At 63.1% G+C, this 23,793-nt stretch carries 23 protein-coding genes and 6 pseudogenes; 14 read left to right on the plus strand and 15 right to left on the minus strand.

All coding sequences use genetic code 11. The features are described 5' to 3' along the window. Positions 1-12: 12 nt before the first annotated feature. The 8 genes and pseudogenes from IG194_RS27010 to IG194_RS27045 all read right to left on the minus strand — a co-directional run bounded on the left by IG194_RS27010 (position 13) and on the right by IG194_RS27045 (position 9,390). On the minus strand, positions 13-654 hold the full coding sequence (locus tag IG194_RS27010) for a hypothetical protein (RefSeq protein WP_058489288.1): 642 nt from the start codon (positions 652-654) through the stop codon (positions 13-15). Beyond that, positions 651-1,250, minus strand: a complete 600-nt coding sequence (locus IG194_RS27015; protein WP_058489289.1) for a PilL N-terminal domain-containing protein — start codon at positions 1,248-1,250, stop codon at positions 651-653. Before IG194_RS27015 ends, IG194_RS27010 begins: the two co-directional genes overlap by 4 nt. A 118-nt stretch (positions 1,251-1,368) precedes the next feature. After that, positions 1,369-2,445, minus strand: a pseudogene (gene traG / locus IG194_RS27020) (IncP-type conjugal transfer protein TraG); the annotation flags it as partial. Positions 2,446-2,662: 217 nt separating this feature from the next. Beyond that, the gene (locus IG194_RS27025) at positions 2,663-2,893 is read right to left on the minus strand and encodes an EexN family lipoprotein (protein WP_058489290.1); all 231 of its coding nucleotides are present in this window, start codon (positions 2,891-2,893) and stop codon (positions 2,663-2,665) included. Beyond that, entirely contained in the window at positions 2,890-3,834 is a 945-nt protein-coding gene (locus IG194_RS27030; protein ID WP_058489291.1) for a LysR family transcriptional regulator, read from the minus strand. The genes IG194_RS27025 and IG194_RS27030 overlap by 4 nt, the downstream gene beginning before the upstream one ends. A 96-nt stretch (positions 3,835-3,930) precedes the next feature. Then, on the minus strand, positions 3,931-5,847 hold the full coding sequence (locus IG194_RS27035) for a cytochrome c/FTR1 family iron permease (protein WP_058489767.1): 1,917 nt from the start codon (positions 5,845-5,847) through the stop codon (positions 3,931-3,933). 49 nt (positions 5,848-5,896) lie between these two features. Next, positions 5,897-6,988, minus strand: a complete 1,092-nt coding sequence (lspA, locus tag IG194_RS27040; protein WP_058489292.1) for a signal peptidase II — start codon at positions 6,986-6,988, stop codon at positions 5,897-5,899. Next, entirely contained in the window at positions 6,985-9,390 is a 2,406-nt protein-coding gene (locus IG194_RS27045; RefSeq protein ID WP_058489293.1) for a heavy metal translocating P-type ATPase, read from the minus strand. Before IG194_RS27045 ends, lspA begins: the two co-directional genes overlap by 4 nt. Before the next feature lie 77 nt (positions 9,391-9,467). Here IG194_RS27045 and cadR point away from each other — a divergent pair, with 77 nt between their 5' ends. Then, on the plus strand, positions 9,468-9,893 hold the full coding sequence (cadR, locus tag IG194_RS27050; RefSeq protein WP_058489294.1) for a Cd(II)/Pb(II)-responsive transcriptional regulator: 426 nt from the start codon (positions 9,468-9,470) through the stop codon (positions 9,891-9,893). Between the two features lie 179 nt (positions 9,894-10,072). Here the strand turns inward: cadR and IG194_RS27055 are convergent. From IG194_RS27055 to merR, 5 genes and pseudogenes are all read right to left on the minus strand, one after another. After that, positions 10,073-10,348, minus strand: a pseudogene (locus tag IG194_RS27055) (DUF3363 domain-containing protein); the annotation flags it as partial. A 483-nt stretch (positions 10,349-10,831) separates the two neighbouring features. Then, positions 10,832-11,044, minus strand: a pseudogene (locus IG194_RS33190) (hypothetical protein); the annotation flags it as partial. A 382-nt stretch (positions 11,045-11,426) separates the two neighbouring features. Further along, positions 11,427-12,245: an IS3 family transposase gene (locus IG194_RS27060; RefSeq protein ID WP_141679818.1), complete on the minus strand. Its 819-nt coding sequence runs from the start codon at positions 12,243-12,245 to the stop codon at positions 11,427-11,429. Further along, positions 12,245-12,559 carry a transposase gene (locus IG194_RS27065; protein WP_058489297.1) on the minus strand — a complete coding sequence of 105 codons (315 nt, stop codon included), beginning with the start codon at positions 12,557-12,559 and terminating at the stop codon, positions 12,245-12,247. Before IG194_RS27065 ends, IG194_RS27060 begins: the two co-directional genes overlap by 1 nt. A 48-nt stretch (positions 12,560-12,607) precedes the next feature. Next, positions 12,608-13,015 (minus strand): Hg(II)-responsive transcriptional regulator, encoded by a 408-nt coding sequence (merR, locus tag IG194_RS27070; protein WP_058489298.1) that lies wholly within the window; start codon positions 13,013-13,015, stop codon positions 12,608-12,610. A gap of 71 nt (positions 13,016-13,086) precedes the next feature. On the opposite strand from merR, the gene merT reads away from it, so the two are divergent. The 13 genes and pseudogenes from merT (at position 13,087) to arsH (ending at position 20,763) form a co-directional block, all read left to right on the plus strand. Beyond that, on the plus strand, positions 13,087-13,437 hold the full coding sequence (gene merT / locus IG194_RS27075) for a mercuric ion transporter MerT (protein ID WP_058489299.1): 351 nt from the start codon (positions 13,087-13,089) through the stop codon (positions 13,435-13,437). A 12-nt stretch (positions 13,438-13,449) separates the two neighbouring features. Beyond that, complete coding sequence (gene merP / locus IG194_RS27080) at positions 13,450-13,722, plus strand: mercury resistance system periplasmic binding protein MerP (protein ID WP_058489300.1); 273 nt, start codon at positions 13,450-13,452, stop codon at positions 13,720-13,722. Between the two features lie 26 nt (positions 13,723-13,748). After that, positions 13,749-14,171 carry an organomercurial transporter MerC gene (gene merC, locus IG194_RS27085; RefSeq protein ID WP_058489301.1) on the plus strand — a complete coding sequence of 141 codons (423 nt, stop codon included), beginning with the start codon at positions 13,749-13,751 and terminating at the stop codon, positions 14,169-14,171. 38 nt (positions 14,172-14,209) lie between these two features. Continuing rightward, positions 14,210-15,895 (plus strand): mercury(II) reductase, encoded by a 1,686-nt coding sequence (gene merA / locus IG194_RS27090; RefSeq protein ID WP_064987645.1) that lies wholly within the window; start codon positions 14,210-14,212, stop codon positions 15,893-15,895. Between the two features lie 17 nt (positions 15,896-15,912). Next, complete coding sequence (merD, locus tag IG194_RS27095; protein ID WP_058489302.1) at positions 15,913-16,278, plus strand: mercury resistance co-regulator MerD; 366 nt, start codon at positions 15,913-15,915, stop codon at positions 16,276-16,278. Continuing rightward, on the plus strand, positions 16,275-16,511 hold the full coding sequence (gene merE / locus IG194_RS27100) for a broad-spectrum mercury transporter MerE (RefSeq protein WP_058489303.1): 237 nt from the start codon (positions 16,275-16,277) through the stop codon (positions 16,509-16,511). Before merD ends, merE begins: the two co-directional genes overlap by 4 nt. Beyond that, positions 16,508-17,011: pseudogene (locus tag IG194_RS33100) on the plus strand (EAL domain-containing protein); the annotation flags it as partial. The gene merE and the pseudogene IG194_RS33100, both read left to right, overlap by 4 nt. Positions 17,012-17,059: 48 nt before the next feature. Then, positions 17,060-17,616 (plus strand): annotated as a pseudogene (locus tag IG194_RS33105) (Tn3 family transposase); the annotation flags it as partial. A gap of 78 nt (positions 17,617-17,694) precedes the next feature. After that, entirely contained in the window at positions 17,695-18,018 is a 324-nt protein-coding gene (locus IG194_RS27115) for an ArsR/SmtB family transcription factor (protein WP_058489305.1), read from the plus strand. 4 nt (positions 18,019-18,022) lie between these two features. Beyond that, a complete protein-coding gene (locus IG194_RS27120) occupies positions 18,023-18,520 on the plus strand; it encodes an arsenate reductase ArsC (RefSeq protein ID WP_058489306.1) in 498 nt (165 codons plus the stop codon). A 7-nt stretch (positions 18,521-18,527) separates the two neighbouring features. Then, on the plus strand, positions 18,528-19,613 hold the full coding sequence (arsB, locus tag IG194_RS27125; protein ID WP_058489307.1) for an ACR3 family arsenite efflux transporter: 1,086 nt from the start codon (positions 18,528-18,530) through the stop codon (positions 19,611-19,613). 12 nt (positions 19,614-19,625) lie between these two features. Beyond that, positions 19,626-20,048: an arsenate reductase (glutaredoxin) gene (gene arsC, locus IG194_RS27130; protein ID WP_058489308.1), complete on the plus strand. Its 423-nt coding sequence runs from the start codon at positions 19,626-19,628 to the stop codon at positions 20,046-20,048. Next, the gene (gene arsH / locus IG194_RS27135; RefSeq protein ID WP_058489309.1) at positions 20,041-20,763 is read left to right on the plus strand and encodes an arsenical resistance protein ArsH; all 723 of its coding nucleotides are present in this window, start codon (positions 20,041-20,043) and stop codon (positions 20,761-20,763) included. The genes arsC and arsH overlap by 8 nt, the downstream gene beginning before the upstream one ends. Positions 20,764-20,902: 139 nt before the next feature. On the opposite strand, the pseudogene IG194_RS27140 reads toward arsH, so the two are convergent. Together IG194_RS27140 and ltrA are read right to left on the minus strand one after the other, a co-directional pair. Further along, positions 20,903-21,982 (minus strand): annotated as a pseudogene (locus IG194_RS27140) (helicase-related protein); the annotation flags it as partial. Between the two features lie 82 nt (positions 21,983-22,064). After that, a complete protein-coding gene (gene ltrA, locus IG194_RS27145) occupies positions 22,065-23,768 on the minus strand; it encodes a group II intron reverse transcriptase/maturase (RefSeq protein ID WP_058174471.1) in 1,704 nt (567 codons plus the stop codon). Between the last annotated feature and the right edge of the window lie 25 nt (positions 23,769-23,793).

Below are 23,793 nucleotides of genomic sequence, written 5' to 3' on the forward strand. Positions count from 1 at the left end.
GGTGTGCTCCGGTCAGGGAATCGCCACGCGGCGGGTCTGGTCGCCGGCCTGGAACACCGCGGTGTTGCCCTCGACGGCCTGCAAGCGCCACGGGCCGACCGCATCGCCGGGGAGCAGCACCTGAAGCTGGTCGGGCGTGAAGTCGCCATTGCTTGGCGCGACGGACACGCTGCGCTCGCCGGCACGCAGTTCGGCACCGACGATGCGGAACGGGAGCGGCGGCGGTTCGGGCCTGGCGGCTGACTTGCTCGGTGCGCGCGGCTGGGCGGGTACTGCGGCGCGTGCGGCGGTTTGGCGCGCCTTGACCTGCTCGACTTCGGCGCGCAGTGCCTGAAGGTCGTCGGCAGCGGCATAGCTGCTCAGCGATTGCTCGACCTGGGCTGCGCGTGCCTCCAGGATTTGGCGGGTGTCTTTGAGGTCTGCCGCCGGGGCGACGGCCGGACGCTGCTGGATGGCCTCGACGGTCTCGGCCAGGCCTGTTGCCTGCGCTTCGAGGCGTTGCAGGCGGGAATCGAGGCGCTCCTGGTCGGCCTGGTCGTTCATCGCCTGGTAGCCGAGGGCCATGAGGACACTGAGGCCGATCAGCCAGAGCCACATCAGGCTCTGTACCACCACGGCGGCGGTTGAACGCTGGGTGGCCTGCGGGGCGTTCATGGCTGGCCTCCCGGTGCTGCGGGGGCGAGCGGGAACGTCTGCACCGCCTCGGTGGCGGGCGGCGCGGGTGCGTTGTCGGCGGTCATGCTGTCGCCGGGCCGCTCGAAGCAGATTTGCCGCGCGCGGTCATCCGCGTGCAGTTCCCAGGCCGGACCAGCCAGCGTGAGCAGCGCATCGCGCAGGGTCATGGGGCCGAGGTGCAGGTGCGCCGCCGGCAGCGGCAGTGCGTACAGCTCGATCACCGCGTGCGCCGTCTGGCACAAGCCGTAGCCGCTGCGCTTGAGCACATGCCGCAGCCCGTCGCCGACCGTGGCGCGGGCGTCCTCCGGCATGGCGACATCGATGGTCTGCAACAGCAGGTCGCGCTGCGCCGCCGTGGGTGCGAGTTCCACGAGGGTGTAGCGGCCGTAGCGCACGACGGGGATGTACTCGGGCGCCTCAAATGCGGGTACGGCCGAGACTTCCTCGATGGTGTCGGGCGCGACCGGCGCGCTCGTCGTCGCGCAGCCGCCAGCCAGCACCGACCAAAGCAGGCCGAGAAAACCCGCCAGCAGGCGGCGTTCGGGATGGTGAAACCAGGGTGGAGAGGGGCACATGGCATCGGCTCATCTGTTGCGATGCCGATACCTTGGCCGGGCACTGTCGTGCGGTCAGCCAGGAATACGAACTGCGGCTTGTCGGTTTCTAGAGGGCAGCTCGCGAACACGGCGACGGCACGGGGTGTTCGGCGGAAATGAGGTCGGCGATACGCCAGTCGCAGCGCGAGGTGACTTCGGCCACCGTCGGATCACGGTAAAGGCCGAGGAACGACATGGCGGTGCTCAACACGCCGGAACGCTCGTTGTCCGACTTGTTGAGCACTTCGCGCGCCGCCGAAGCGACGACGGGATGCGGGCCATCGCCCAGGTGGGGCGTGGTCATCATCCGATGCAAGGTCAGCTCGAACGGGCTGGCCGGGTCGCTGAGGAAGTTGGCGACGCCGCGCAGCGTCTTGTCCTCGCTGGCATACAGCACATGCAGGATGGCACCGACCAGCAGCGCGTGGCTGGTCTTTTCCCAATGGTTGCGCTTCTCCAGCGCGCCTTCGGGATCGACCAGGATGTCCGCAATGTTCTGCACGTCGCGCACCTCATGCGCGCCGCGCCGGACCTCCAGCAGCGGGTTGTACGCTGCCGACTTCGCATCCGTGGGGTTGAACAGCAGGCAGTGGCTGAAACGGCTGCGCCAGCCGGCGGTGATCTGCCAGTTCTCGCCCTTGATGTCGTGGATGACGGCCGAGGCCGGCCAGCTCAACAAGGTGGGCACCACTAGGCCGACGCCCTTGCCCGAGCGCGTGGGCGCGAAGGTCAGGACGTGTTCCGGCCCCTCATGCCGCAGGTACTGGCGGTCGTGCTGGCCGAGGAACACGCCGACCGGCTGCGTGAGGCCCGCCTTGCGAATGTCCTCCGCGTTCGCCCAGCGGGCTGAGCCATAGGTCGTGACGAGACGCGATTGGCGCGACCGCCAGATCGACATGCCGATGGCGACGACCACCGCCAACAAGCCGCTGCCGCCCGCGACGGCGCCGCCGGTGTCGAAAACGCGCGGCGCGTAGGCGTCGAAGAAGAACCACCACTCGAATAGCTTCCACGGGTGGTAGATCGGCGTGCCAAGAAAATCGAACCAGGGCGAGCCAAGGCGTACTTGGTAGCCAAGGGCCGCTGCTGTCCATTGTGTGGCGCCCCACACGCCGGCGATCACGATGCCGAACACGACGGCGATCTGACCGAACAGCACGTTCGTCCCTTGCATGACCCTGCCTCCAATCACGGCACACACAGGTGCCGCAGTACCGAGGATCAAGGTGCGTGCGCAGGTCGGTCAAAGGCCGTTATGGCGGCAATTCAGGCCAAAAAAACAAGATTTCTTGCTGGAGCGAAGACAATAAAAACGCCGCTAACGCGAGAGCGTTGCGGCGTGTCGAGGTAACAGCGAGAACTTCGTCGCGGCGGTGCGACGGCGGCGGGTATTACTGCGTCTTTTGCTCCGGCCGATCGCCGAAGAAGCGCCGCTTGGCAGCCTCGGCCGCGCGCACGCAGAGTTCGTCGCCGACCTTCGCGCGATCCTCCTTGCATTGGCGCTGGAGTTCCTTGATGCGCTCGGGATGGGCCACAAGGTAGTCCACGGTTTCCGAGGGCTGGGATTGACCACATGCCGCCAATGCGGTGGCCATCGTCAGCAGCGGCAGCACTTTGTTCATGGTTCCAGTCCTTTCGTTGGGTGAGCTGCGAGATCTTCGGCGGGGCCAGTCTCATCCGCTGCGTCAAGGTAGCTAACCCGTTCGATGAAACGGGTGAACATTTCGGATGGCTCCGTATCGCGGCGAAGCAGATAGGTCGTCAACATCGGTGGCTCCCCGGCCAGCGGCCGACCGACGACGCCAGGCTCACGGCCGGCGGCGATGTGGGCCGCTCCAGCCAGCCCAAGAGCAAGGCCGGCCGACACGAAGGTCATCATCACGTCATACGTGGCAACGCGCTGAACGATCAGTGGCTCCATTTCGTGTTTGCGCAAGATGCGATCAACTTGGCGCGCGTGGCCTGCGCATACCGCCGGGTCGCATAGCACCAGCGGATGGCGCAATACTTCCTCCGGCGGTACGCGCTTGTAGGCAAGCAACGGATGGCGAGCGGGCACCGCCACCATCAATTCGTCCTCCCAAGCAGGAGTGACCAAGATGCCATCGCCCACGTCGTCGGCCATCGAAAAGCCCGCGTCGTACAGGTCGTCGTGCAGTCCCTTGATCTGTTGGGACAGAGACACCTCAAACAGCCGTACCTCCACTTCGGGGTCTTCTTCACGGCAGCGTGCTAGCAAGGCAGGCAAGCGCGAAGGTGTGACGCCATCGGACAAGGCAATACGCAACTGCCCATGAAAGCCGTTGGCAGCGGACTTGACGCTATCGCGCGCCTGCTCCAGTGCAGTGAAGATGCGCGGCACATGCTCCAAGAGCTTCCGCCCAGCGCGGGTCAGTTGAGTGCTGCGGGTAGTGCGAACGAACAGGCGGGCGCCGAGTTCTTCCTCCAGTTCCTTGATGGTGCGGGACAGCGGCGACTGGTCGATGTGCAATCGCTCGGCAGCTCGGGCGAAGTGCAGTTCTTCGGCCACGGCCTGAAAACAGCGTAAATGACGAAGCTCCATCGGCGATCTCCTTGGGCGATGGCACCTCTGACGCAACTCCATTGGCGTGCCTGACGCCTCGACTAGGGTATAGCTCAAGCAGACGCATGCGTTGAGTCAGCCTCGTGGCGCCGCTATCTGGCGCGTCGAACGCGAATTGAAGGTAAACGCGACCAGCACTATGAGCAGCACGGCGAGTTGAGCCAATAGTGTTTGCCAAGTTGGATAAATGCCCAGTAGGTCGATGCGCGGAATTGCAATTGGACTGGTGTGTAGCAATCCAGCTTCTTGAAGTCCGGCAATGCCCTTGCCAGCCAAGATCACTGCGAGCACTGCCACAAGCAGGGAACTCACAGCAAAGAATTGCCCAATTGGAAGGCGCGCACTGGTACGCAGCAACACGGCGGCAAGCAGGGCTAGGAGCGCCATGCCCGTTCCCAAACCAGCGAGCAACGGCCATCCATTGCCTTCTGTCCAGAGAGCGGCGTAGAACAGTACCGTCTCGAATACTTCGCGGTACACCGCGACGAAAGCCAGCGAGAACAGGAACCATGCCGTGCGTTTGTTGAGCGCTGAGGACAGCTTCTCTTTGAGATAAACCTGCCAGCGGCCAGCCACGCTCTTCTGGTGCATCCACATGCCCACGCCGAGCAGAACCACGGCGGCAAAGAGTGACGAAAATCCCTCGGTCAACTCCCGGCTCGCGCCGCTGACGCCGACCAAGTAGGTCGCCACGGCCCAAGTGATGCCGCCTGCGGCCAGTGCGGCCACCCAGCCAGCATGCACGTAGGCCACCACGTCCCGGCGCTCGGCCTTCTTGAGAAATGCCAGCATGGCCACCACCACCAATAGGGCTTCCAAGCCCTCGCGCAGCAAGATGGTCAGCGCCCCGATGAAAGCCGCCACTGCATCGTTTTCCGAGGGCGCAAGCACCTTGTCTGCCTCATCGAGCAGCCCCTGCAAACGCTGTTGGTCGGCCTGTACGTCGGCAGGCGTGCCGTTGGCCACCAATGCCCGGTAGGACACCATTGCGGCTTCGATCTTCTCGAACAGAGGGCGGTTGCGGGTGGCCAGTGCCGGTTCAATGGGCTCGAAGCCATCGAGGTAGGCGGACAGGGCCAGTTTGGTCGCGCCCGCACGATCCCCGCCTTGCAATGCGACCACGCTCTCGGCCAGCTTGGCCTTGGCAATCGCGGTGCCCTTCGGCTTGTTTGCGTCAAGCTCGCTGGGGTTGGCGCGAAGGTATGCGGTCAGCGCTTTGCCCGACTGCTCATCCAGCCGATCCGCCAACACATGCTCAGAGGTTTGTGTCAACACGTCCAGATTGCCCACAGCTTGCCTGGCCGGTGCATTCGTCTGCCAGAGCTTCGCTCCTTCGGCCTTGTCGCTCTCCGTATAGGAGAGCGTGCCGACAAAGAATGCCAACGCCCAGCGATCCGCATCCGACAGCGAGCCAAAGCCTTGCATCGCGGTTCCTTGGACGCCATTGCTGATGATTTGATGCAGCGCGAACAGGCTGCGCTCACGCGCCCGCATGTGCTCGGCCAGCGCGGTCGGTTTGGGACTCAGGGACGCAGCCAATGGGCCGTCGCCGCGCCCTTGCGCGCCGTGACAGGCCACACATTGCGCCTGAAACAACTGAGCGCCCCGTGCCAAATCCGGCATGGCGGTCGGGGCTACCGGGAATGGGTACGCCTTTTGCACCGCGCTGGACAGCACGTGCGCCAGTCGCCCTACGGTTGCCGGATCGGCCTTATTGGCCACCGCCAGGCGCAGCTCGGCGGCCTGTTGCAGCAAGACGCCCTTGTCAGTCTGGCCCGGCAGCTCGCTCAGCTGACGCTCGGCCGTGGTGGCGAATTCCTGCATCTCGGCGTATTCCGAGTCTTTCAGCACCGTGCCATTGGCCACTGCGCCGCCGTAATCAACGGCTACATAGTCCAAGAGCTGCCAAATCTGTTTGGCTTTGACTTCGGTGCTATCGGCTGCGTGTGCTGGCCCGCCGAGCAACGTACAAGTCGCCAGCAGCAGCGCCATCAGCCAGCGAAAAGGTGCTCGGCAGGGCATGGGAAATTCTCTAGTTAAATTAACGAGAATGATTATAATTCGCATCTGCCTGGGAGTCCACGACCTTGCCTTGGGTCAGCCCTTTCAAGATGAGCAAGACCGCCCCGGAGGTGATAGCTACGTCGGCAAGATTGAAGGCAGGCCAGTGCGCGTGTCGCCAATGGAAGTCGAGGAAGTCCACGACCTGCCCTCGCAACACGCGATCCAAGACATTCCCAAGTGCGCCACCGAGAATCAGGCCGTAGCCCGCTGCTTCAGGGCGGGACAGTGGCCGCCGCAGAATGTGCACAAGCCAAGCTGAAACGGCCAAGCCAAGAGCGATGAAAAAGTAGCGTTGCCATCCGCCAGCTCCAGCTAGGAAGCTGAATGCGGCCCCCGGATTCAGTACATGGACAAGGTTGAAGAAAGGGGTGACTTCGATCTGCTCGCCGTAAGCGAACGTTCGGGAGATGACGAGCTTTGCGAGCTGATCGGCCATGACGGCGCAGGCGGCCACCCCGTACCAGACCAGGGCCGACGTGCGGCGGGCCATGCGCCATACGGGAGCAATCAGCGATACCAATCTGCCGGCAAGAGCAGTACAGCCCAATCCGAGACCCCAACCCGCCAGCACGTCGGCCGGGAAGTGCATTCCAGATGCGATGCGCGACCAGCCAACCAGCCCGGCGTAGATCACCAAACCGATGCGGCCACGACGACCCACCTGGGGCCAGAGCGCGCCGACTACCAGCGCCGAATAGGTGGCATGCCCACTGGGCAGGCTGTAGTGGCGTTCGGCCTGCCCGATGAGGCGCACCAGCTCGCCTAGCACAGCGGGCGGGCGCGGGAAGTCGAGCCACAGCTTCAAGACGGTGGCGGCAAGCAAGGCCAGCAAGAAAGCCATGCCAAAGCCAGTGACTCGGAGTCGCACGGCATTGGCGCGCGCCGGATCGGCGGCCGACTTCGACCACCACCACAGGCTCAGCATCACGAGAGGGGCTGTCCAGTAATTTCCAACGAGGCTGAAGAACCACGCAATCGGCTCCAGCGCGGCGGGCGTGCCTGCATTGATGGCTTGGAACAGGGCGACGTTCAGACCACACCAATCATAGAGAATGAATTTCAAGCTCATCGGCGCAACAACCTCAGGCCGTTGCCCACGACGAGCAGGCTGGCCCCCATGTCGGCAAACACGGCCATCCACATGGTCGCGTGGCCGGTGAAGGTCAGCACCAGAAATACCGCTTTAATGCCGAGGGCCAGCACGATGTTTTGCGTGAGCACCTGAGCTGTGGCTCTCGACAGGCGCACGAAGGTTGGAATCTTCCGCAGGTCATCGTCCATCAGCGCCACGTCGGCCGTCTCGATGGCCGTGTCAGTGCCAGCTGCCCCCATTGCAAAGCCGATGTCGGCGCGTGCCAAGGCCGGTGCATCGTTGATGCCGTCACCTACCATGCCGATCTTGCCGGTCTGCGCCAATTGTTCGACCTCGCGCAGCTTGTCGTGCGGCATCAAGTTGCCCTGCGCACGGTCGATCCCGGCTTGCTTCGCAATCGCCTGGGCGGTGTGCGGGTTGTCGCCGGTCAGCATTATGGTGTTGATGCCCAGTGAATGCAGTTCAGCGACGGCGCTTCGGCTGCTGTCCTTGATCGTGTCGGCGACCGCAAACAGAGCTTGCACGCCGTTCGGGCCAACCAGCGTGACGACGGTCTTGCCTTGGGCCTCCAGCGCCGTGATGCGTTCTTCCACCTCAGGCGTGCAGCGCCCCAACTCTTCGAGCAACCTATGGTTTCCAAGGTGATAGCTTGCACCATCGATGCTGCCGCTCACGCCCCGACCGGGCAGTGCGGTGAACTCAGTGACTTCCCTCAGCCCAACGCCTTCGGCGCTCGCAGCCTGCGCCACGGCCTTTGACACCGGATGGTCAGAGCGGGTAGCCAGACTGGCAGCGATGCTGCGGCTGTCAGCCGATGGCGCACTGTCCCACACGAGGAAATCGGTCTGCGCCGGCTTGCCGTGCGTGATCGTGCCGGTCTTGTCCAGTGCCAGCCAACGCAACTTGTGGCCTTCTTCCAGATAAACACCGCCCTTGATGAGAACGCCGTGCCGGGCGGCAGCGGCCAAACCGCTGACAATGCTGACCGGCGTGGAGATCACCAGCGCACACGGGCAGGCGACGACCAGCAAAACCAGCGCACGGTAAATCCAGTCCGGCCATGCAGCGTCCATGAACATCGGCGGTGCCAGCGCGACGGCAATAGCCAAGCCGAACACGATGGGCGTGTACCAGCGGGCGAACTGATCGACGAAGCGCTGGGTGGGTGCGCGGCTGCCTTGCGCGGCCTCCACCGCATGGATGATGCGGGCCAGGGTTGAGTTGTCGGCCACGGCCGTAACACGATATTCGAAGGAGCCGGATTCGTTGATCGTGCCTGCGAACACTAGATCGTCCAGAGCCTTTTCGACCGGAAGGCTCTCGCCAGTGATCGGCGCTTGGTTGACGGTAGAGCGTCCTTCCACTACTTCGCCATCGAGCGCGATGCGTTCGCCCGGCTTGACGCGAACCCGGCTGCCGATGGCAACTTGTTTGGCATCCACTTCGCGCCATGTGCCGTCCGGCTGCTGCACCGTGGCCTGTTCTGGCGCGAGATCGAGCAAGCCACGGATGGCGTTGCGGGCACGATCCAGCGACTTGGCTTCGATCACCTCGGCCAGCGCGAAAAGCACCATTACCATCGCAGCTTCTGGCCAATGGCCGATCAGCATCGCGCCCGTGACGGCAATCGACATCAGGGCGTTCATGTTGAGATTGCGGTTCTTGAGCGCAATCCAACCCTTCTTGTAGGTGGACAGTCCCCCCGTGAAGACGGCAACCAGAGCCAGCACCACAACCGACCAGTGATTGCCGTTGTGGAGCCAGTACACTGCTTCCGCCGCCGATGCTGCTAACAAGGAGACGCCGAGCGGCCACCAGTTCGTTGAGGCGGCCGTCGATGCCGCCGATGAGGGTGTGGCCGTCTTCGCATCGAGCACTTGCGCCTCGAAGCCCAGCGATGTCAGCGCAGCCAGTACCTCCGGCAGAGTGCGGGAAGCATGGCGCACCGACAGCGTGCGCTGCATCAGATTGAAATCGAGATCGGCAACCCCGGCCACTGTGGCGAGCTTGTTGCGGATCAGCGCCTCTTCAGTCGGGCAATCCATCTTGGCGATGCTCAGCTTGGTGGTCTGCCCAGCCGATGCGTCGTCCACGCGCACGGCATGCATGCCAACGGCCGTCAAGGCTTGCTCAACCGGAGCCAGTGACGGTAATTCGTGTCGCACGGTCAAGGTGCGTTGCATCAGGTTGAAGTCGAGTCCGATCATGCCGGACATCCCGGCCAGCTTGCCCCGAATCAGTGCCTCTTCCGTGGGGCAATCCATGTTCTCGATGCGATAGACCGCTTCGGCCGATTCGACTGTCGTTTGGGTCGTCGCTCCGGCTGGACTGATCGGCTTGGTCGAGCAGCCGCATCCTGTTGAACCGCATTCGCTCATGGCAATTCCTTCATACAGATTGGTGTATTAAAATATCTATAGCCACTATAGAGTCAAGCGATGTGTGAGGAGGAAGCATGAAAATCAGGATTGGCGAACTCGCCCAGCGGACAAGATGCGAGGTGGTGACGATCCGCTACTATGAAAAAGAAGGGCTGTTGCCAGCGCCTGCGCGCAGCAGTGGCAACTTCCGACTGTATGGCGACGCCCACATTGAGCGCTTGCAGTTCATTCGACACTGCCGCTCTCTCGACATGACGCTCAGCGAAGTGAGGGCGCTTTTGGGTTTGCGCGATAACCCGACACAGGATTGCGGCGAGGTTAATGCGCTACTGGATAACCACATCCAGGAGGTGGAAGTGCGTATGGAAGCGTTGTCGCAGTTGAAGACACACTTGTTCGCCCTGCGCGAAAAATGCTCGGGCGCTAGGCCTGTAGAAACATGCGGCATCCTGCAGGGACTGGCTGAATGCTCTTGCCATAGCGTAGCCAACATGCCTTGACCAAGCAGGGGTGGGGTCGGCGATGGCGGGATTGAGGGATCGCCTCCCTGCCTGAAGGAGAGTTCACCCCCACATTGAGGAGGGGCAACTTGTGCGCGTGCTGGAGGATTAATGCCCGCCATTCCCGGCAACTACCTGTACTACCCGAGCCACCCCCTGCACAGAGAACCCCGGAGCGGTTAGCCAACTGCGGGGCCTCGTTGACGGCCAATCTCCCACGACACCCCGCCACCGCGCACCGTCGCGGCAAGCTGCTGCCCCAGCCGCTGCTCGATCACCGGCTTCCACGGCACCAGCGAGAAGCCCATGCCGTCATCGAGCATCGTGTAGCGCCCGCTGGCGAGCATGACGCTGCGCCGGTAGATGCCGGCCACGCGCTGACCGTCGGCCACCGGGCGATGCGCCAAGCCGGTATCGGCGGCAATGTCCTTCGCGGCCTGCGCCAACTCCCGGTTGCAGGGCCGCAGCGCCAACGGACGCCGCCAGCAGAGCGGGCTACAGTCGCGGACAAGGTGATGAACTCAGGGAAGACGGTTGGACATGGCAACGGCCGCCTCTATGTGCCGACCGCACGGTAAGCGAAGCGCGCAGGCCCGAAGCTGGAAGCCGGGCCGGAGGCGTCAGCCGAGCGGAGCGAGGGAACGATGGAAGCCCGACAGGGGCGAAACCCCGCAGGGGGTTCGATGCGCAGCACGACAGCGCGACCGGCCATCTCCCAGGTGGCCGGGGACGCCCAGACTTCAAAACCGCATGGACAACACGATCAGGACAAGCACAGGCAAGGCGTCGTGGATCTGCTTCGGATGCTGTCTGGCCGATCCGGCGCAGCCGGGTCGGCGGCGTTCAGGGGCGCCAAGCCTGCGCGGCGGGGATAGCCCGCAGGGCTTTCCCCTGGAGGCAAGCGAAGCGCGCAGCGCCCCGTCAGGGGCGCGAAGGCATCAAGCCGAATCGTCAGGACGCAGACTGGATTGCGCAACCGGCATCCACGGCGAAGATGAATCCAGCAGGTAGCGCCTGCCAAGCGCATACAACCCCGAAGGCTCCGTTGGCTTGTAGAACCCGGCGACGCGGCAATGGAATTGGACGCCGAATTCGTTGGTGTAGATCACCGCGTCGCCGATCTTGAAGCGCAGCGGCTGGCCGTTCGTCGGTAATGAATGCGTTGTGCATGGTGAACTCCTGAAAGGATGCCGGGCGGAATTGCCCGACCCGTTCAGGGCACGGCGCAGCGCAAGCAGTCAGGGGTCACAGACGGCCGCCAGGACGCAAGCGCGCACGGCGCGCGCCGCCCTTGACGGCGAGCACGCCGTGGCACGATGAAGGGAACAGCAAGCCGCCACCCCACACCTCGCACATGGGGGTTTGGGTAAGTGCGCAGCACACGCAGGCCCAGGCCGGCGATCAAGGCCGCTCGAATAGAGGTCGTCTCATCAGAAAACGGAAAATAGAGCACGCTAAGGCGTAGCCGCCCCTCGGCTACATCACGCTGGCACTGTTCGGTTGTCTGTAATGACCCAGCACTTCCTGCACAGGTTAGGCCGCTAAAGCGTATGCCTCGGCGGGTGTCTTCATGCCCAGCGCCTGATGCGGCCGCCGGTGGTTGTAGAACTGGATCCAGTCGCCGATCACGCGCATTGCATGCTGTTGGCTTTCGAAGCGGTGCCGGTGTGCGCATTGCTCCTTCAGCGTCCGTATGACGCGTTCGACCATGCCGTTCTGCTGTGGACAGTGCGGGGTGATGAATTCCTGCCGTAATCCGTAGCTGCGCACCAGGCGCGTGTAGTGGCGGCTGGTGAAGACCAGTCCGTTATCCGAGCGCAGCAGGAACGGTTCGGGAACGCGGCCGAGCGTACCGAAGCGCGTGATCAACGCCTGCTCCAAAGCCGCTGCCGCCGTCGTCGCACGGCCGGTTCGCGACAGATGCCATCCCAGCAGTTGGCGGGTGTGGCAGTCGATCACCAGCGCCAATGTGAGCCAACCATCACGGCCGCCCCAGATCCGGCACAGATCGGTCGCCCAACGCTGGTTCGGCGCCGAGGCCACCGAGGGCAGTGCCTGGATGCGGGGACGCATGCCCACAGCGCGTTTGCGTACCTGCCAGCCCATCAACTGGAAGATCCGTTGCACCGTGTTCTTGTTCATGCCCAGCAATCCGGCGACCGTGCGATAGCCAAACGAGGGCTCGGCCTCGATCAGTTGCTTGATCGGGCCGGCCAGCTCCGGCCGCACCGCCGGTGCAGCTTTCACTGGCCGGTAGTAAACCGTCCGACGCGGCACGTCGAACCAGCGGCACAACTGCGACATCGAGACCGCCACGCCGTCATTGCGCAGTCCCTGCTGGATCGTGACCATCAGGTCTCGTCCTTGCCCAGCAGGGACGCCAATTTTTTTCGTGCACGCAGCTCCAGCATCGCCTCGCCATACGCCTCCTGCAGATCCTTGAGCTGCCGCTCATACTGCTCGCGCACGTCCTCCGGCTTGGCACGCAGCGCGTTCTCCATCCCGCGCTTTCCGTCATCGACCCAGCTCTCGATCTTTGATGGCGGCAAGTCGAACTGGCGACTCGCCTCCGACACAGTGGTCTTGCCCTGGATGATCTCCAACACCAGCGCCGACTTCCGCCGTGCTGTCCAACGTTTGATCTCTTCTTCCATTACCGCGCTCATCGGCGTCTCCTTGAAAAGGTTACACCTGAGCAGGAAATCACTGGGTCATTACATGTCTTGCAGCGACGCAATCAGCGGACAGGAAACATTCCCCTTGCGGGCATGGCAGGCGCACACCAACGCAGATAGCACGGTTTCCATGCGCGCTAGGTCGGCCATCTTTTCGCGTACGTCCTGGAGCTTGTGCTCCGCCAGGTGGCTGGCTTCATCGCAGTGCGTGCCGTCGTCCAACCTGAGCAGTTCGGCAACTTCGTCCAGGCTGAAGCCCAGCCGCTGGGCTGATTTCACAAACCGTACCCGCGTCACGTCTGCCTCACCATACCGGCGAATGCTGCCATAGGGCTTGTCCGGCTCGGGCAACAGTCCCTTGCGCTGATAGAACCGGATGGTCTCCACGTTGACCCCGGCCGCCTTGGCAAAAGCGCCAATGGTCAGATTCTCAAAAATAGTTTGCATACCGTTTGACTCCGTACATGACTACGGAAGTAAGGTTACGCTACTCAATCCGCTTTCGATAGGACAAGCACATGGCTGAACCACAAAACGGGCGTGCCGCGCTCTTCGCCGGCGGGCTGGCCGCCATTCTCGCTTCGACCTGCTGCCTGGGGCCGCTGGTTCTGATCGCCTTGGGATTCAGTGGTGCCTGGATCGGCAACCTGACGGTGCTGGAGCCGTACCGTCCGATTTTCATCGGTGCGGCGCTGGTTGCGTTGTTCTTCGCTTGGCGGCGCATCTTTCGGCCGGCAAACGCTTGCAAGCCGGGCGAGGTGTGCGCGGTCCCGCAGGTGCGCAGCGTCTACAAGCTCATTTTCTGGGTCGTGGCCGCGCTGGTACTGGTTGCGCTCGGATTCCCCTATGTCCTTCCCTTGTTTTACTAATCGGAGATCACCATGAAAAAACTGTTTGCCTCCCTCGCTCTCGTCGCCGTCGTTGCCCCCGTATGGGCTGCCACCCAAACCGTCAAACTGTCGGTGCCGGGCATGACCTGCGCTGCCTGTCCGATCACGGTCAAGAAAGCGCTTTCCAAGGTCGATGGCGTGAGCAAGGCCGACGTGGATTTCGTCAAGCGCGAGGCCGTCGTCACCTTCGACGACGCCAAGACCAGCGTCCAGAAGCTGACCAAAGCGACCGAAGACGCGGGCTATCCGTCCAGCGTCAAGTAGTGAGCCGCTGAGCCAGGAGCGGCATCATGGGCTTGATTACCCGCATCGCCGATAAAACCGGGGCGCTCGGTAGCGTCGTTTCCGCGATGGGCTGCGCGGCCTGTTTTCCGGCTCTCGCCAGCTTCGGCGCGGCCATCGGGCTGGGCTCTCTAAGCCGGTACGAAGGACTGTTCATCAGCCGGCTGCTGCCGCTGTTTGCCGCGCTCGCCTTCGTGGCGAACGGGCTGGGCTGGCTGAGTCATCGGCAATGGCACCGCAGCCTGCTCGGCATGATCGGGCCGGCCATCGTCTTCGCGGCCACGGTCTGGCTGCTCGGTAACTGGTGGACGGCGAACCTGCTGTACCTCGGGCTGGCCTTGATGGTCGGGGTGTCGGTCTGGGATTTCGTCTCGCCGGCGCATCGCCGCTGTGGACCCGACAGCTGCGAACTGCCAGCACATCGCGGCTGACGGCAACGGCCATCGCCGACAACAGAAAAGGAACAAGTATGACCACCCTGAAGATCACCGGCATGACCTGCGATTCGTGCGCGGCGCACGTCCAGGAAGCCTTGGAGAAAGTACCGGGCGTACAGTCGGCCGTTGTGTCCTATGCCAAGGGCGCGGCGCAGCTCGCGCTTGACGCCGGCACCGCGCCGGACGCACTGACCGCCGCCGTGGCGAGACTTGGCTACAAAGCAACGCTGGCCGATGCCCCCGCGACCGAGAATCGCAGTGGTCTGCTCGACAAGGTGCGCGGCTGGATGGGTGCCGCCGACAAGGGCAGCGACGGCGAACGCCCATTGCAGGTCGCCGTGATCGGTAGCGGCGGCGCGGCAATGGCAGCGGCGCTGAAAGCCGTCGAGCAAGGCGCACATGTCACCCTGATCGAGCGCGGCACCATCGGCGGCACTTGCGTCAATGTCGGCTGCGTACCGTCCAAGATCATGATCCGCGCCGCTCACATTGCCCATTTGCGCCGTGAAAGTCCGTTCGACGGCGGCATTGCGGCGACTGTGCCGCCGATTGACCGCAGCAAACTGCTGGCCCAGCAGCAAGCGCGTGTTGATGAACTGCGCCACGCCAAGTACGAAGGCATTCTGGAAGGCAACCCTGCTATCACCGTGCTGCACGGCGAAGCGCGTTTCAAGGACGACCAGAGCCTTGCCGTCCGCTTGAACGATGGCGGCGAGCGCGTCGTGACGTTCGACCGCTGCCTGGTCGCCACCGGCGCCAGCCCGGCCGTGCCGCCGATTCCGGGCTTGAAAGAGTCCCCCTACTGGACATCCACCGAGGCGCTGGTGAGCGACACCATTCCCGAGCGTCTGGCCGTGATCGGGTCGTCGGTGGTGGCGCTGGAACTGGCGCAAGCCTTCGCCAGGCTGGGCAGCCAGGTCACGATCCTGGCGCGCAGCACGTTGTTCTTCCGCGAAGACCCGGCCATTGGCGAAGCCATTACAACCGCCTTCCGTGCCGAAGGCATCAAGGTGCTGGAACACACGCAAGCCAGCCAGGTTGCCTATGCAGACGGCGAATTCATGCTGACCACGGGACATGGTGAAGTGCGCGCCGACCAACTGCTGGTCGCTACCGGTCGCACACCGAACACGCGCAGCCTTGCATTGGAAGCGGCGGGAATCGCCGCCAATGCGCAGGGGGCTATCGTCATCGACAAGGGCATGCGCACCAGCACGCCGCATATCTATGCCGCCGGCGACTGCACCGACCAGCCGCAATTCGTCTATGTGGCAGCGGCCGCCGGCACCCGTGCGGCCATCAACATGACAGGCGGGGACGCAGCCCTCAATCTGACCGCGATGCCGGCGGTGGTGTTCACCGATCCGCAGGTCGCCACGGTCGGCTACAGCGAAGCGGAAGCGCATCACGACGGCATCGAGACCGACAGCCGCCTGCTCACGCTGGATAACGTGCCGCGCGCGCTCGCCAACTTCGACACGCGCGGCTTCATCAAGCTGGTCATCGAGGAAGGTAGCGGACGACTCGTCGGCGTGCAGGCGGTGGCCCCGGAAGCGGGCGAACTGATCCAGGCGGCGGTGCTCGCGATCCGTAACCGCATGACGGTGCAGGAACTGGCCGAGCAGTTGTTCCCCTACCTGACGATGGTCGAAGGGCTGAAGCTCGCGGCGCAGACCTTCAGCAAGGATGTGAAGCAGCTTTCGTGCTGCGCGGGCTGAGGAAAAGGAAGTGTTCGATGAACGCCTATACGGTGTCCCAGCTGGCCCATGATGCCGGTGTGAGTGTGCATGTAGTGCGCGACTACCTGCTGCGTGGATTGTTGCGGCCGGTGGATCACACCGCTGGCGGCTACGGCTTGTTCGATGCGGAGGCGTTGCAGCGGTTGTGCTTCGTTCGGGCCGCCTTTGAAGCGGGCATCGGCCTCGACATATTGACGCGGCTATGCCGAGCTCTGGATGTCGCAAACGGCGATGAAGCGGTGGCGCGGCTTGCTGAGCTGCGCCACCTCGTGGAGCGTCGGCGTCAGGCGCTAACCGACCTGGAAGCGCAGTTGACCTTTCAGCTCACCGAGCTGGCACGCGACGCGGAGGTCTCGCCATGAACAGTCCAGAGCGTATCCCCGTTGAGACACGCAAGCCGCTCATCGGCTATCTGTGGGGCGCGCTGGCAGTGCTGACCTGCCCCTGCCATCTCCCCATTCTCGCCGTCGTGTTGGCCGGAACGACCGCTGGCTCATTCATCGGGGAGCACTGGGGTATCGCCGCCATCGCGCTGACCGGCTTGTTCGTCCTGTCCGTGGCGAGGGTGCTGCGGGCGTTTAAGGGAAGAGCATGAGCGCCTTCCCTCTCGCCGAATGGACGACGGCACAACTGGTCCAGGCCGTCGAGCGCGGACAGCTTGAGCTGCACTACCAGCCGATTGTCGATCTGCGCAGTGGCGAGATTACCGGCGCGGAATCGCTGTTGCGCTGGCAGCATCCGAGTCTCGGCTTGTTGCTGCCGGGCCAGTTCCTACCGGTGGCGGAATCGTCCGGCCTGATGCCGGAAATTGGTGCATGGGTGCTGCGCGAAGCCTGTCGCCAGATGCACGACTGGCAGCCGCTGCAATGGCGGCCGTTCCGCCTGGCTGTCAATGTATCCGCCCGCCAGATGGGGGCAGATTTCTATGACCAGGTGCAACGGGTGTTGGCGGATGCGGGCTTGTCCGCCGAATATCTGGAGATCGAACTGACCGAATCGGCCGCTTTCGGCGATCCGGTGATTTCCCCTGTCCTGGATGCGCTGCGCGCCATCGGCGTGCGCTTCGCTGCCGATGATTTCGGGACGGGCTACACCGATACGGCAGGCTTCACCGATCACGTTTTCGCACTGATGCACCTGCTGGGCTTCCGTTTCTGCCGCGTATCCGCGACCTGGGCGACACCAAGCTCTACATTCCGAAGGGTGACGCTGCGTATGCCGCGCTCAAGCCAATGATCGGCGGCACGCTCAACATCAAGCGCGTTCGCGCTCATTGGGCCCTGCGCGAGTTGGGGCGCATCGAGCGCACGCTGCTCATCCTGGACTGGCTGCAAAGTGTCGAGCTGCGCCGCCATGTGCATGCCGGACTGAACAAGGGCGAGGCGCGCAATGCCCTGGCCCGCGCCGAGTTCTTCAACCGCCTGGGCGAAATCCGCGACCGCAGTTTCGAGCAGCAGCGCTACCGTGCCAGCGGCCTCAACCTGGTAACGGCGGCCGTCGTGTTGTGGAACACGGTCTACATGGAACGGGCAGCGCACGCGTTGCGCGGCAACGGCCATGCCGTGAATGACGCGCTGTTGCAGTACCTGTCGCCGCTGGGCTTGGGAACACATCAATCTGACCGGCGATTACCTGTGGCGCAGCAGCGCCAAGATCGGCGTGGGCAAGTTCAGGCCGCTTCGACCGCTGCAACGGCTTAGCGTGCTTTATTTTCCGTTTTCTGAAGCGACCCCGATAGGTTTTTACCGCTAATTCAATAAGTATTGTATCATTGAATAATGAATGAAGCCCAAGCTGTTTCCGCCCTGAGCGCATTGGCCCATGCCCAACGCCTGCGCGTATTCCGCGCCCTGGTCATCGCCGGCCCCGAAGGGCTGACGCCCAGCGTGTTGGCCGAGCAACTCGACGTGGCTCGCAACGCGCTGTCCTTTCATCTGAAAGAACTGGCACATGCCGGCCTCGTCACCATCGAACAGCAAGGCCGCAACCTCATTTATCGCGCCGACTTCTCCCAGATGAATGGGCTGCTCGGCTACCTGACCGAGCATTGCTGCCAGGGCGGTGTATGCGAAGTCTCCGAATCCTCCCACTGCGACTGCTGATGCCATGACCATCAATACCACCTACAACGCACTGTTCATCTGCACGGGCAATTCGGCCCGTTCGATCCTCGCCGAAGGCATCCTCAACGAACTCGGCCAAGGCCGCTTTCGTGCCTACTCGGCGGGGAGCCACCCAAAGGGCGAGGTGCATCCGCTGGCGCTTGCCACACTGGAGCGGCTGCACATGCAAGCCACCGGCTACCGCAGCAAAAGTTGGGATGAATTCGTAGCACCGGACGCCCCGGTGTTCGACTTCATCTTTACCGTCTGCGACAACGCCGCCGGCGAAGCATGTCCGCTCTGGCCCGGCAAGCCGGTTTCGGCGCATTGGGGCGTGCCCGACCCGGCAGCGGTCGAAGGCACGGAAGAACAGCAGCGCAAAGCGTTTTTCGAGGCAGCGATGACCCTGCGCCGTCGCATCGAACTGTTTCTGTCGCTGCCGCTCCAGCGCCTGGATGCCATGTCGTTGCAGCGTGAGCTGCGCGACATTGGCAAGCAGTGAGGTGCCTATGACCGCAGCCGCTGAAACGGCCCGCTCCATGCCGGCCGTCCCGACCATGAGCGTCTTCGAGCGTTACCTGACGGTGTGGGTGCTGCTGTGCATCGTCGCCGGCATTGCATTGGGCCAGCTCGCGCCTGGAGTGTTCCAAGCCATCGGCCGCATGGAGGTCGCCCAAGTCAACCTGCCGGTGGGCCTGCTGATCTGGGTGATGGTGATCCCGATGCTGCTCAAGGTGGACTTCGGCGCGCTAGGCCAAGTCAAACAGCATTGGCGCGGCATCGGCGTGACGCTGTTCGTGAACTGGGCGGTCAAGCCGTTCTCGATGGCGCTGCTGGCCTGGATCTTCATCCGCCAGGTCTTCGCGCAGTGGCTGCCCGCAGACCAACTCGACAGCTATGTCGCCGGCCTGATCCTGCTGGCCGCCGCGCCCTGCACGGCGATGGTCTTCGTGTGGAGCCGGCTGACCGGCGGCGATCCGGTGTTCACGCTGTCGCAGGTGGCCTTGAACGACACCATCATGGTGTTCGCCTTCGCCCCCATCGTCGGCTTGCTGCTCGGACTGTCAGCCATCACGGTGCCGTGGGACACGCTGCTGGTGTCGGTGGCGCTCTACATCGTCGTCCCCGTCATCATCGCGCAGGTATGGCGTCGTGCGTTACTGCGGCGCGGCCAAGCTGCCTTTGACGCCGCGCTAGCGCGCATCGGCCCGCTGTCCATCGCCGCGCTGCTGCTGACACTGGTATTGCTGTTCGCCTTCCAGGGCCAAGCCATCCTGCAACAGCCGCTGGTCATCGCCATGCTGGCCGTGCCCATCCTCATTCAAGTGTTCTTCAATTCCGGGCTGGCCTATTGGCTCAACCGCAAGGTGGGCGAGAAACACAACATCGCCTGTCCTTCCGCGCTGATCGGCGCGAGCAACTTCTTCGAGCTGGCCGTGGCTGCGGCCATCAGCCTGTTTGGCTTCCAGTCCGGCGCGGCGCTGGCCACGGTGGTCGGCGTGCTGATCGAGGTGCCGGTGATGCTGCTGGTCGTGCGCGTAGTCAACCGCTCGCGCGGCTGGTACGAATGCGGCCCGAATCCCATCCACAGATAACCCAGGCGTCCCATGAGCACCATCACGATCTATCACAACCCCGCCTGCGGCACGTCACGCAACACGCTCGGCCTGATCCGCAACAGCGGCGAAGAGCCCACGGTCATCGAGTACCTGAAAACGCCGCCCGACCGCACAACGCTGGTCAAGCTGCTGGCCGATGCGGGACTGAGCGTGCGCGATGTGCTGCGCGAAAAAGGCACGCCCTACGCGGAACTCGGCCTGGGCGATCCGAAATGGACGGATGACCAGTTGCTCGATTTCATCGAGCAACACCCCATCCTCATCAACCGGCCCATTGTGGCCACGCCGCTGGGCACGCGCCTGTGCCGGCCGTCGGAAGCGGTGCTGGACATCCTGCCGCAGCCGCAGCGCGGCGCATTCAACAAGGAAGACGGCGAGCCGGTGATCGACGCGGAAGGCCGCCGTGTCTGAATCGCGCCTTGATCTGCCCAACATCGACACGACGCTGTTCCAGCCACCGGACACGGCACGATTGCTTGCGCCCGAGCGCGCCGGCCATGCGCCGCGCTTTCTGCTGCTCTATGGCTCGCTGCGGGAACGCTCGTACAGCAGGCTCGCCACCGAGGAAGCCGCGCGCATCCTGCGCGCATTGGGCGGCGAGACGCGGATGTTCAATCCCTCGGGCCTGCCGCTGGTGGACGATGCGCCGAGCGATCATCCCAAGGTTCAGGAGCTGCATGCGCTCACGCAATGGGCCGAAGGCATGGTGTGGTGCTCGCCCGAGCGCCACGGCGCGATGACCGGCCTCATGAAAACCCAAATCGACTGGATTCCGCTGTCGGTCGGCGCGGTGCGCCCGACCCAGGGCAAGACACTGGCGGTAATGCAAATCTCGGGCGGCTCGCAGTCCTTCAACGCAGTGAACCAGATGCGCGTGCTCGGCCGCTGGATGCGCATGCTCACCATCCCCAACCAGTCCTCGGTTGCCAAGGCCTGGCAGGAGTTCGACGAGGCCGGGCGCATGAAGCCTTCGGCCTACTACGACCGCATCGTGGATGTGATGGAGGAGCTGATGAAGTTCACGCTCCTCACGCGCGATGCAGCCCCTTATCTGGTGGACCGCTACAGCGAACGCAAGGAAAGTGCCGAGGCGTTGTCGAAGCGCATGCGGCAGGAGGTTATTTAACTGATCCCCGTTGAGCAGACTCAACGGGCCAGCGAGCATTGGTAGAAAGAGCGCAGCCATGCCCACGAGAAACGTGGGCATGGCTGCAAGGTGGGAACAACGGAAAGCCGGCGGCGCGAGGCCGGCGTTGGCGTGGGGATCAGGCGGCGACCAGTTGCCGGGCCAGCGCGACCTCGACGGAATCACCGTCCTGGTTGAGCACATCCAGGCCCGATTCGGGCACGTCGCCCGAGGTGGACTGCGAGACCATGATCTTCTTGGCCATCAGTTCCAAGCAGGTCATCTGCGAGGTGGCTGCATAGCCGAGGTAGATCACGCGCACCGGCTGTTTCTGTCCAATGCGCCAGGAGCGGCGTGCCGCCTGCTGGAGCGAGTACACGTTGTAGCCCGACTGCATGAACACGATCGTCGGGAAGTCCAACAGGTCCAAGCCCGTCTTGACCAGCTCGGGGTTGGTGATGAGCACGTCGATGCCACGGTCCAGTTGCTCGGCGATCCAGTCCTCGCGGCGGCTGGCGTCCACGCTGGCGCGCAGCACCGCCACCCGAAAGCCTTCTTGCTCCAGCAATACCTTCAAGCGCGACGTGGTGTCGCGCGTGCCGGTATAGACCGTGTAGGCCAGAACCTTGCGGCCCTGCGCCTTCTCTTCCTTGCAGATGTTGATCAGCTCGCGCTCTTTCGGCGTCACCTCGAACTCGTTGAACTGAGCCGGGACGAACGCCAAGGTGTTGCGCGTGCGCGGATGCACCACGGTCTCCGACCGGAAGCAGCAGTCCGGCCAGGCCAGCAGCACGTTGAGCACCACACCCAGCAGCGTCGTATCGCGTCGCGCCAGAGCCTGTTTCAGCTCCGCGGTCAGCCGACCCGCCAAGTCGCGGTAGGCCGCAGCTTGCGCCACGTCCATCTGGACCTCACGAAACTCCTCGTCATACGGCGGCAGGACGTTGCCGCCGATGTCCTTGAGCTTGAGGAAGATCGTGAACGGCAGGATGCAGCGCAGCACACCCTTGGGGCCGAAGCCCGGGGCCTTGACCGTGCGCACCGATACCTTGGTGCCCTTGGCCGTCTTGTGCGCCGTGCCGGTGCTCTCGGAATAGATGTCTTTGAGGACGCCGTGATCGCGCATGAACGCCATCGCGGCCGAGGTCATGCTGCCGCTCGTGGTCGGGCGGTAGCCGTCTTCGATCATCCGCCCGGGAAGGGCTCGGAACAGCAGGTAGTCGGGTAGGGACAGGCCATTGCTGGCCCATCCCCCCCTAAGAACCGTACGTGAGAGTTTCCCCTCATACGGCTCAAGCCTTTCAAAGCCCGCTTTCGCGAACCGGCTTCACCACCTTGAGACCATTGACGTGAATCTGGTTATGACAGTTCGGATGCACCATGACCAGGTTGGAGTTGATGTCCGGTCCGCCGTCTACCCGCCTGACCAGATGATGGACATGCCACCCGCTGATTTCGGTGATGGGTTGACTACAAACCGGGCACCTACCGCCCTGTTCCATCCAAAGCCGAATGAGCTTCTTCCGCCCTTGCAGCGAGTCCTTTAACTTGAAGCCGAACCTCTGCTCAAAGTAGGTTTCCCACTGCGGGTCGAACGGATTGGCATCAGCCTTGATCTTGCGGTGCCGACGAATCTTCGTATCGCAAATGTCCCGAAGTGCGGTCAGCTTTGGTTTCCCATTGCTGAGCCGTTCCCCGGTGTCCATCGCGAACACCCATCCGCGGAAGCCGTCGGTCTGGAAATACTTCTTCCGTACCCACTGCGCTCCCTTGTTCGGGTGGCGTCGTCTTGCCCACTGCCACAAACATTGCCAAATCTCCATCCTGACGCGCTCGAAAGTGCGGCGTGCCACGACGTGCCGATGGTAATTCGCCCACCCCTGAATCATCGGGTTGAGCGCCTTCACCAGTTTGTCTTGGCGGAGTGCCTTATTGCCCTTTACGAACTCCCGGACTTTGCCAAGGAACGCCGAGACGTTCTTCTTGGATGGCTTGATGAGAAGCTTGCCGTCGTACTTGCGTACGTTAAATCCGAGGAAATCAAACCCATCGTCGATGTGCGTGATCTTGGTCTTCTCTGGCGAGAGCGTGAGCCCCCGTGCAGCCAGGAATTCCTCGACCATTGGACGGACCTCGTTCTCCAGCACTTCTTTCGTTGCGCCGGTGATGATGAAGTCGTCTGCGTACCGGACGATGTTGACCTTCTGCTTGTTCCAATTCTTCTTCAAGTACCGCCGAAGAAGCATCGGTTCAAGCCCATCGAGGGCCAGGTTTGCCAGCGTTGGCGAGATGATGCCACCTTGCGGTGTTCCCGCTTCCGTTCGATAAAGAGCGTTGCTTTCGAGGTATCCCGCTTTCAGCCACTTCCGTAACACTGCCGAGTCCATCGAGACGTTCTCGGACAGCCAGTCGTGACTGATGTTGTCGAAGCAGCCTTTGATGTCTGCCTCAAAGACCCACTGAGCACGATCTTTCTTTGCCAGCAAAGCGAAGCATTGCTCGATCGCATCCGCCGTGGAACGAGCGGGACGGAACCCATAGGAGTTCAGGTCGCCCGTCGTTTCCGAGACCGGTTCGAGCGCAAGCAAGTGCAGCGCCTGCATTGCCCGATCCTTCATCGTCGGAATCCCGAGTGGCCGCAATTTGCCATTCGACTTTGGGATGTAGATTCGCTTCAACGGCATTGGCTTGTAACCGTGCCGCCGCAGCGATTGGACCGCTTGAGACTTGGCCTCCGGTGTGGACCACGTGATGCCATCCACGCCCGGAGTTCTTTTGCCTTGGTTCTCGGTGACTCGTCTGACGGCCAAAGCTTTGCCGCTGAACGAGTGGGTCAGAATCCACTGCAAGGCTTTCACCCTGCCGTGTTTCCCTTCCCGCGTTGCCTTTACGATACGCGCTTGGAGCCTTCGCACTTCACGGTGACACTTGGCCCAGTCGATGCTGTGCCATGTGACCGATTCGCGTGAGGGCGCACCCGCGCAAGCAATTTCTTGCGTAGTCATCTGCAATTCCCTCTTGAAGAAGGTT

Origin of the sequence: Pseudomonas sp. ADPe, assembly GCF_014843515.1 — a bacterium.
Classification (GTDB): Bacteria; Pseudomonadota; Gammaproteobacteria; order Pseudomonadales; family Pseudomonadaceae; genus Pseudomonas; species Pseudomonas citronellolis.

Coding starts and splice junctions, on each gene's coding strand:
- IG194_RS27010 (WP_058489288.1), bottom strand. CDS start 654: ATGAACGCCCCGCAGGCCACCCAGCGTTCAACCGCCGCCGTGGTGGTA.
- IG194_RS27015 (WP_058489289.1), bottom strand. CDS start 1,250: ATGTGCCCCTCTCCACCCTGGTTTCACCATCCCGAACGCCGCCTGCTG.
- IG194_RS27025 (WP_058489290.1), bottom strand. CDS start 2,893: ATGAACAAAGTGCTGCCGCTGCTGACGATGGCCACCGCATTGGCGGCA.
- IG194_RS27030 (WP_058489291.1), bottom strand. CDS start 3,834: ATGGAGCTTCGTCATTTACGCTGTTTTCAGGCCGTGGCCGAAGAACTG.
- IG194_RS27035 (WP_058489767.1), bottom strand. CDS start 5,847: ATGGCGCTGCTGCTGGCGACTTGTACGTTGCTCGGCGGGCCAGCACAC.
- lspA (WP_058489292.1), bottom strand. CDS start 6,988: ATGAGCTTGAAATTCATTCTCTATGATTGGTGTGGTCTGAACGTCGCC.
- IG194_RS27045 (WP_058489293.1), bottom strand. CDS start 9,390: ATGAGCGAATGCGGTTCAACAGGATGCGGCTGCTCGACCAAGCCGATC.
- cadR (WP_058489294.1), top strand. CDS start 9,468: ATGAAAATCAGGATTGGCGAACTCGCCCAGCGGACAAGATGCGAGGTG.
- IG194_RS27060 (WP_141679818.1), bottom strand. CDS start 12,245: ATGGTCACGATCCAGCAGGGACTGCGCAATGACGGCGTGGCGGTCTCG.
- IG194_RS27065 (WP_058489297.1), bottom strand. CDS start 12,559: ATGAGCGCGGTAATGGAAGAAGAGATCAAACGTTGGACAGCACGGCGG.
- merR (WP_058489298.1), bottom strand. CDS start 13,015: ATGCAAACTATTTTTGAGAATCTGACCATTGGCGCTTTTGCCAAGGCG.
- merT (WP_058489299.1), top strand. CDS start 13,087: ATGGCTGAACCACAAAACGGGCGTGCCGCGCTCTTCGCCGGCGGGCTG.
- merP (WP_058489300.1), top strand. CDS start 13,450: ATGAAAAAACTGTTTGCCTCCCTCGCTCTCGTCGCCGTCGTTGCCCCC.
- merC (WP_058489301.1), top strand. CDS start 13,749: ATGGGCTTGATTACCCGCATCGCCGATAAAACCGGGGCGCTCGGTAGC.
- merA (WP_064987645.1), top strand. CDS start 14,210: ATGACCACCCTGAAGATCACCGGCATGACCTGCGATTCGTGCGCGGCG.
- merD (WP_058489302.1), top strand. CDS start 15,913: ATGAACGCCTATACGGTGTCCCAGCTGGCCCATGATGCCGGTGTGAGT.
- merE (WP_058489303.1), top strand. CDS start 16,275: ATGAACAGTCCAGAGCGTATCCCCGTTGAGACACGCAAGCCGCTCATC.
- IG194_RS27115 (WP_058489305.1), top strand. CDS start 17,695: ATGAATGAAGCCCAAGCTGTTTCCGCCCTGAGCGCATTGGCCCATGCC.
- IG194_RS27120 (WP_058489306.1), top strand. CDS start 18,023: ATGACCATCAATACCACCTACAACGCACTGTTCATCTGCACGGGCAAT.
- arsB (WP_058489307.1), top strand. CDS start 18,528: ATGACCGCAGCCGCTGAAACGGCCCGCTCCATGCCGGCCGTCCCGACC.
- arsC (WP_058489308.1), top strand. CDS start 19,626: ATGAGCACCATCACGATCTATCACAACCCCGCCTGCGGCACGTCACGC.
- ltrA (WP_058174471.1), bottom strand. CDS start 23,768: ATGACTACGCAAGAAATTGCTTGCGCGGGTGCGCCCTCACGCGAATCG.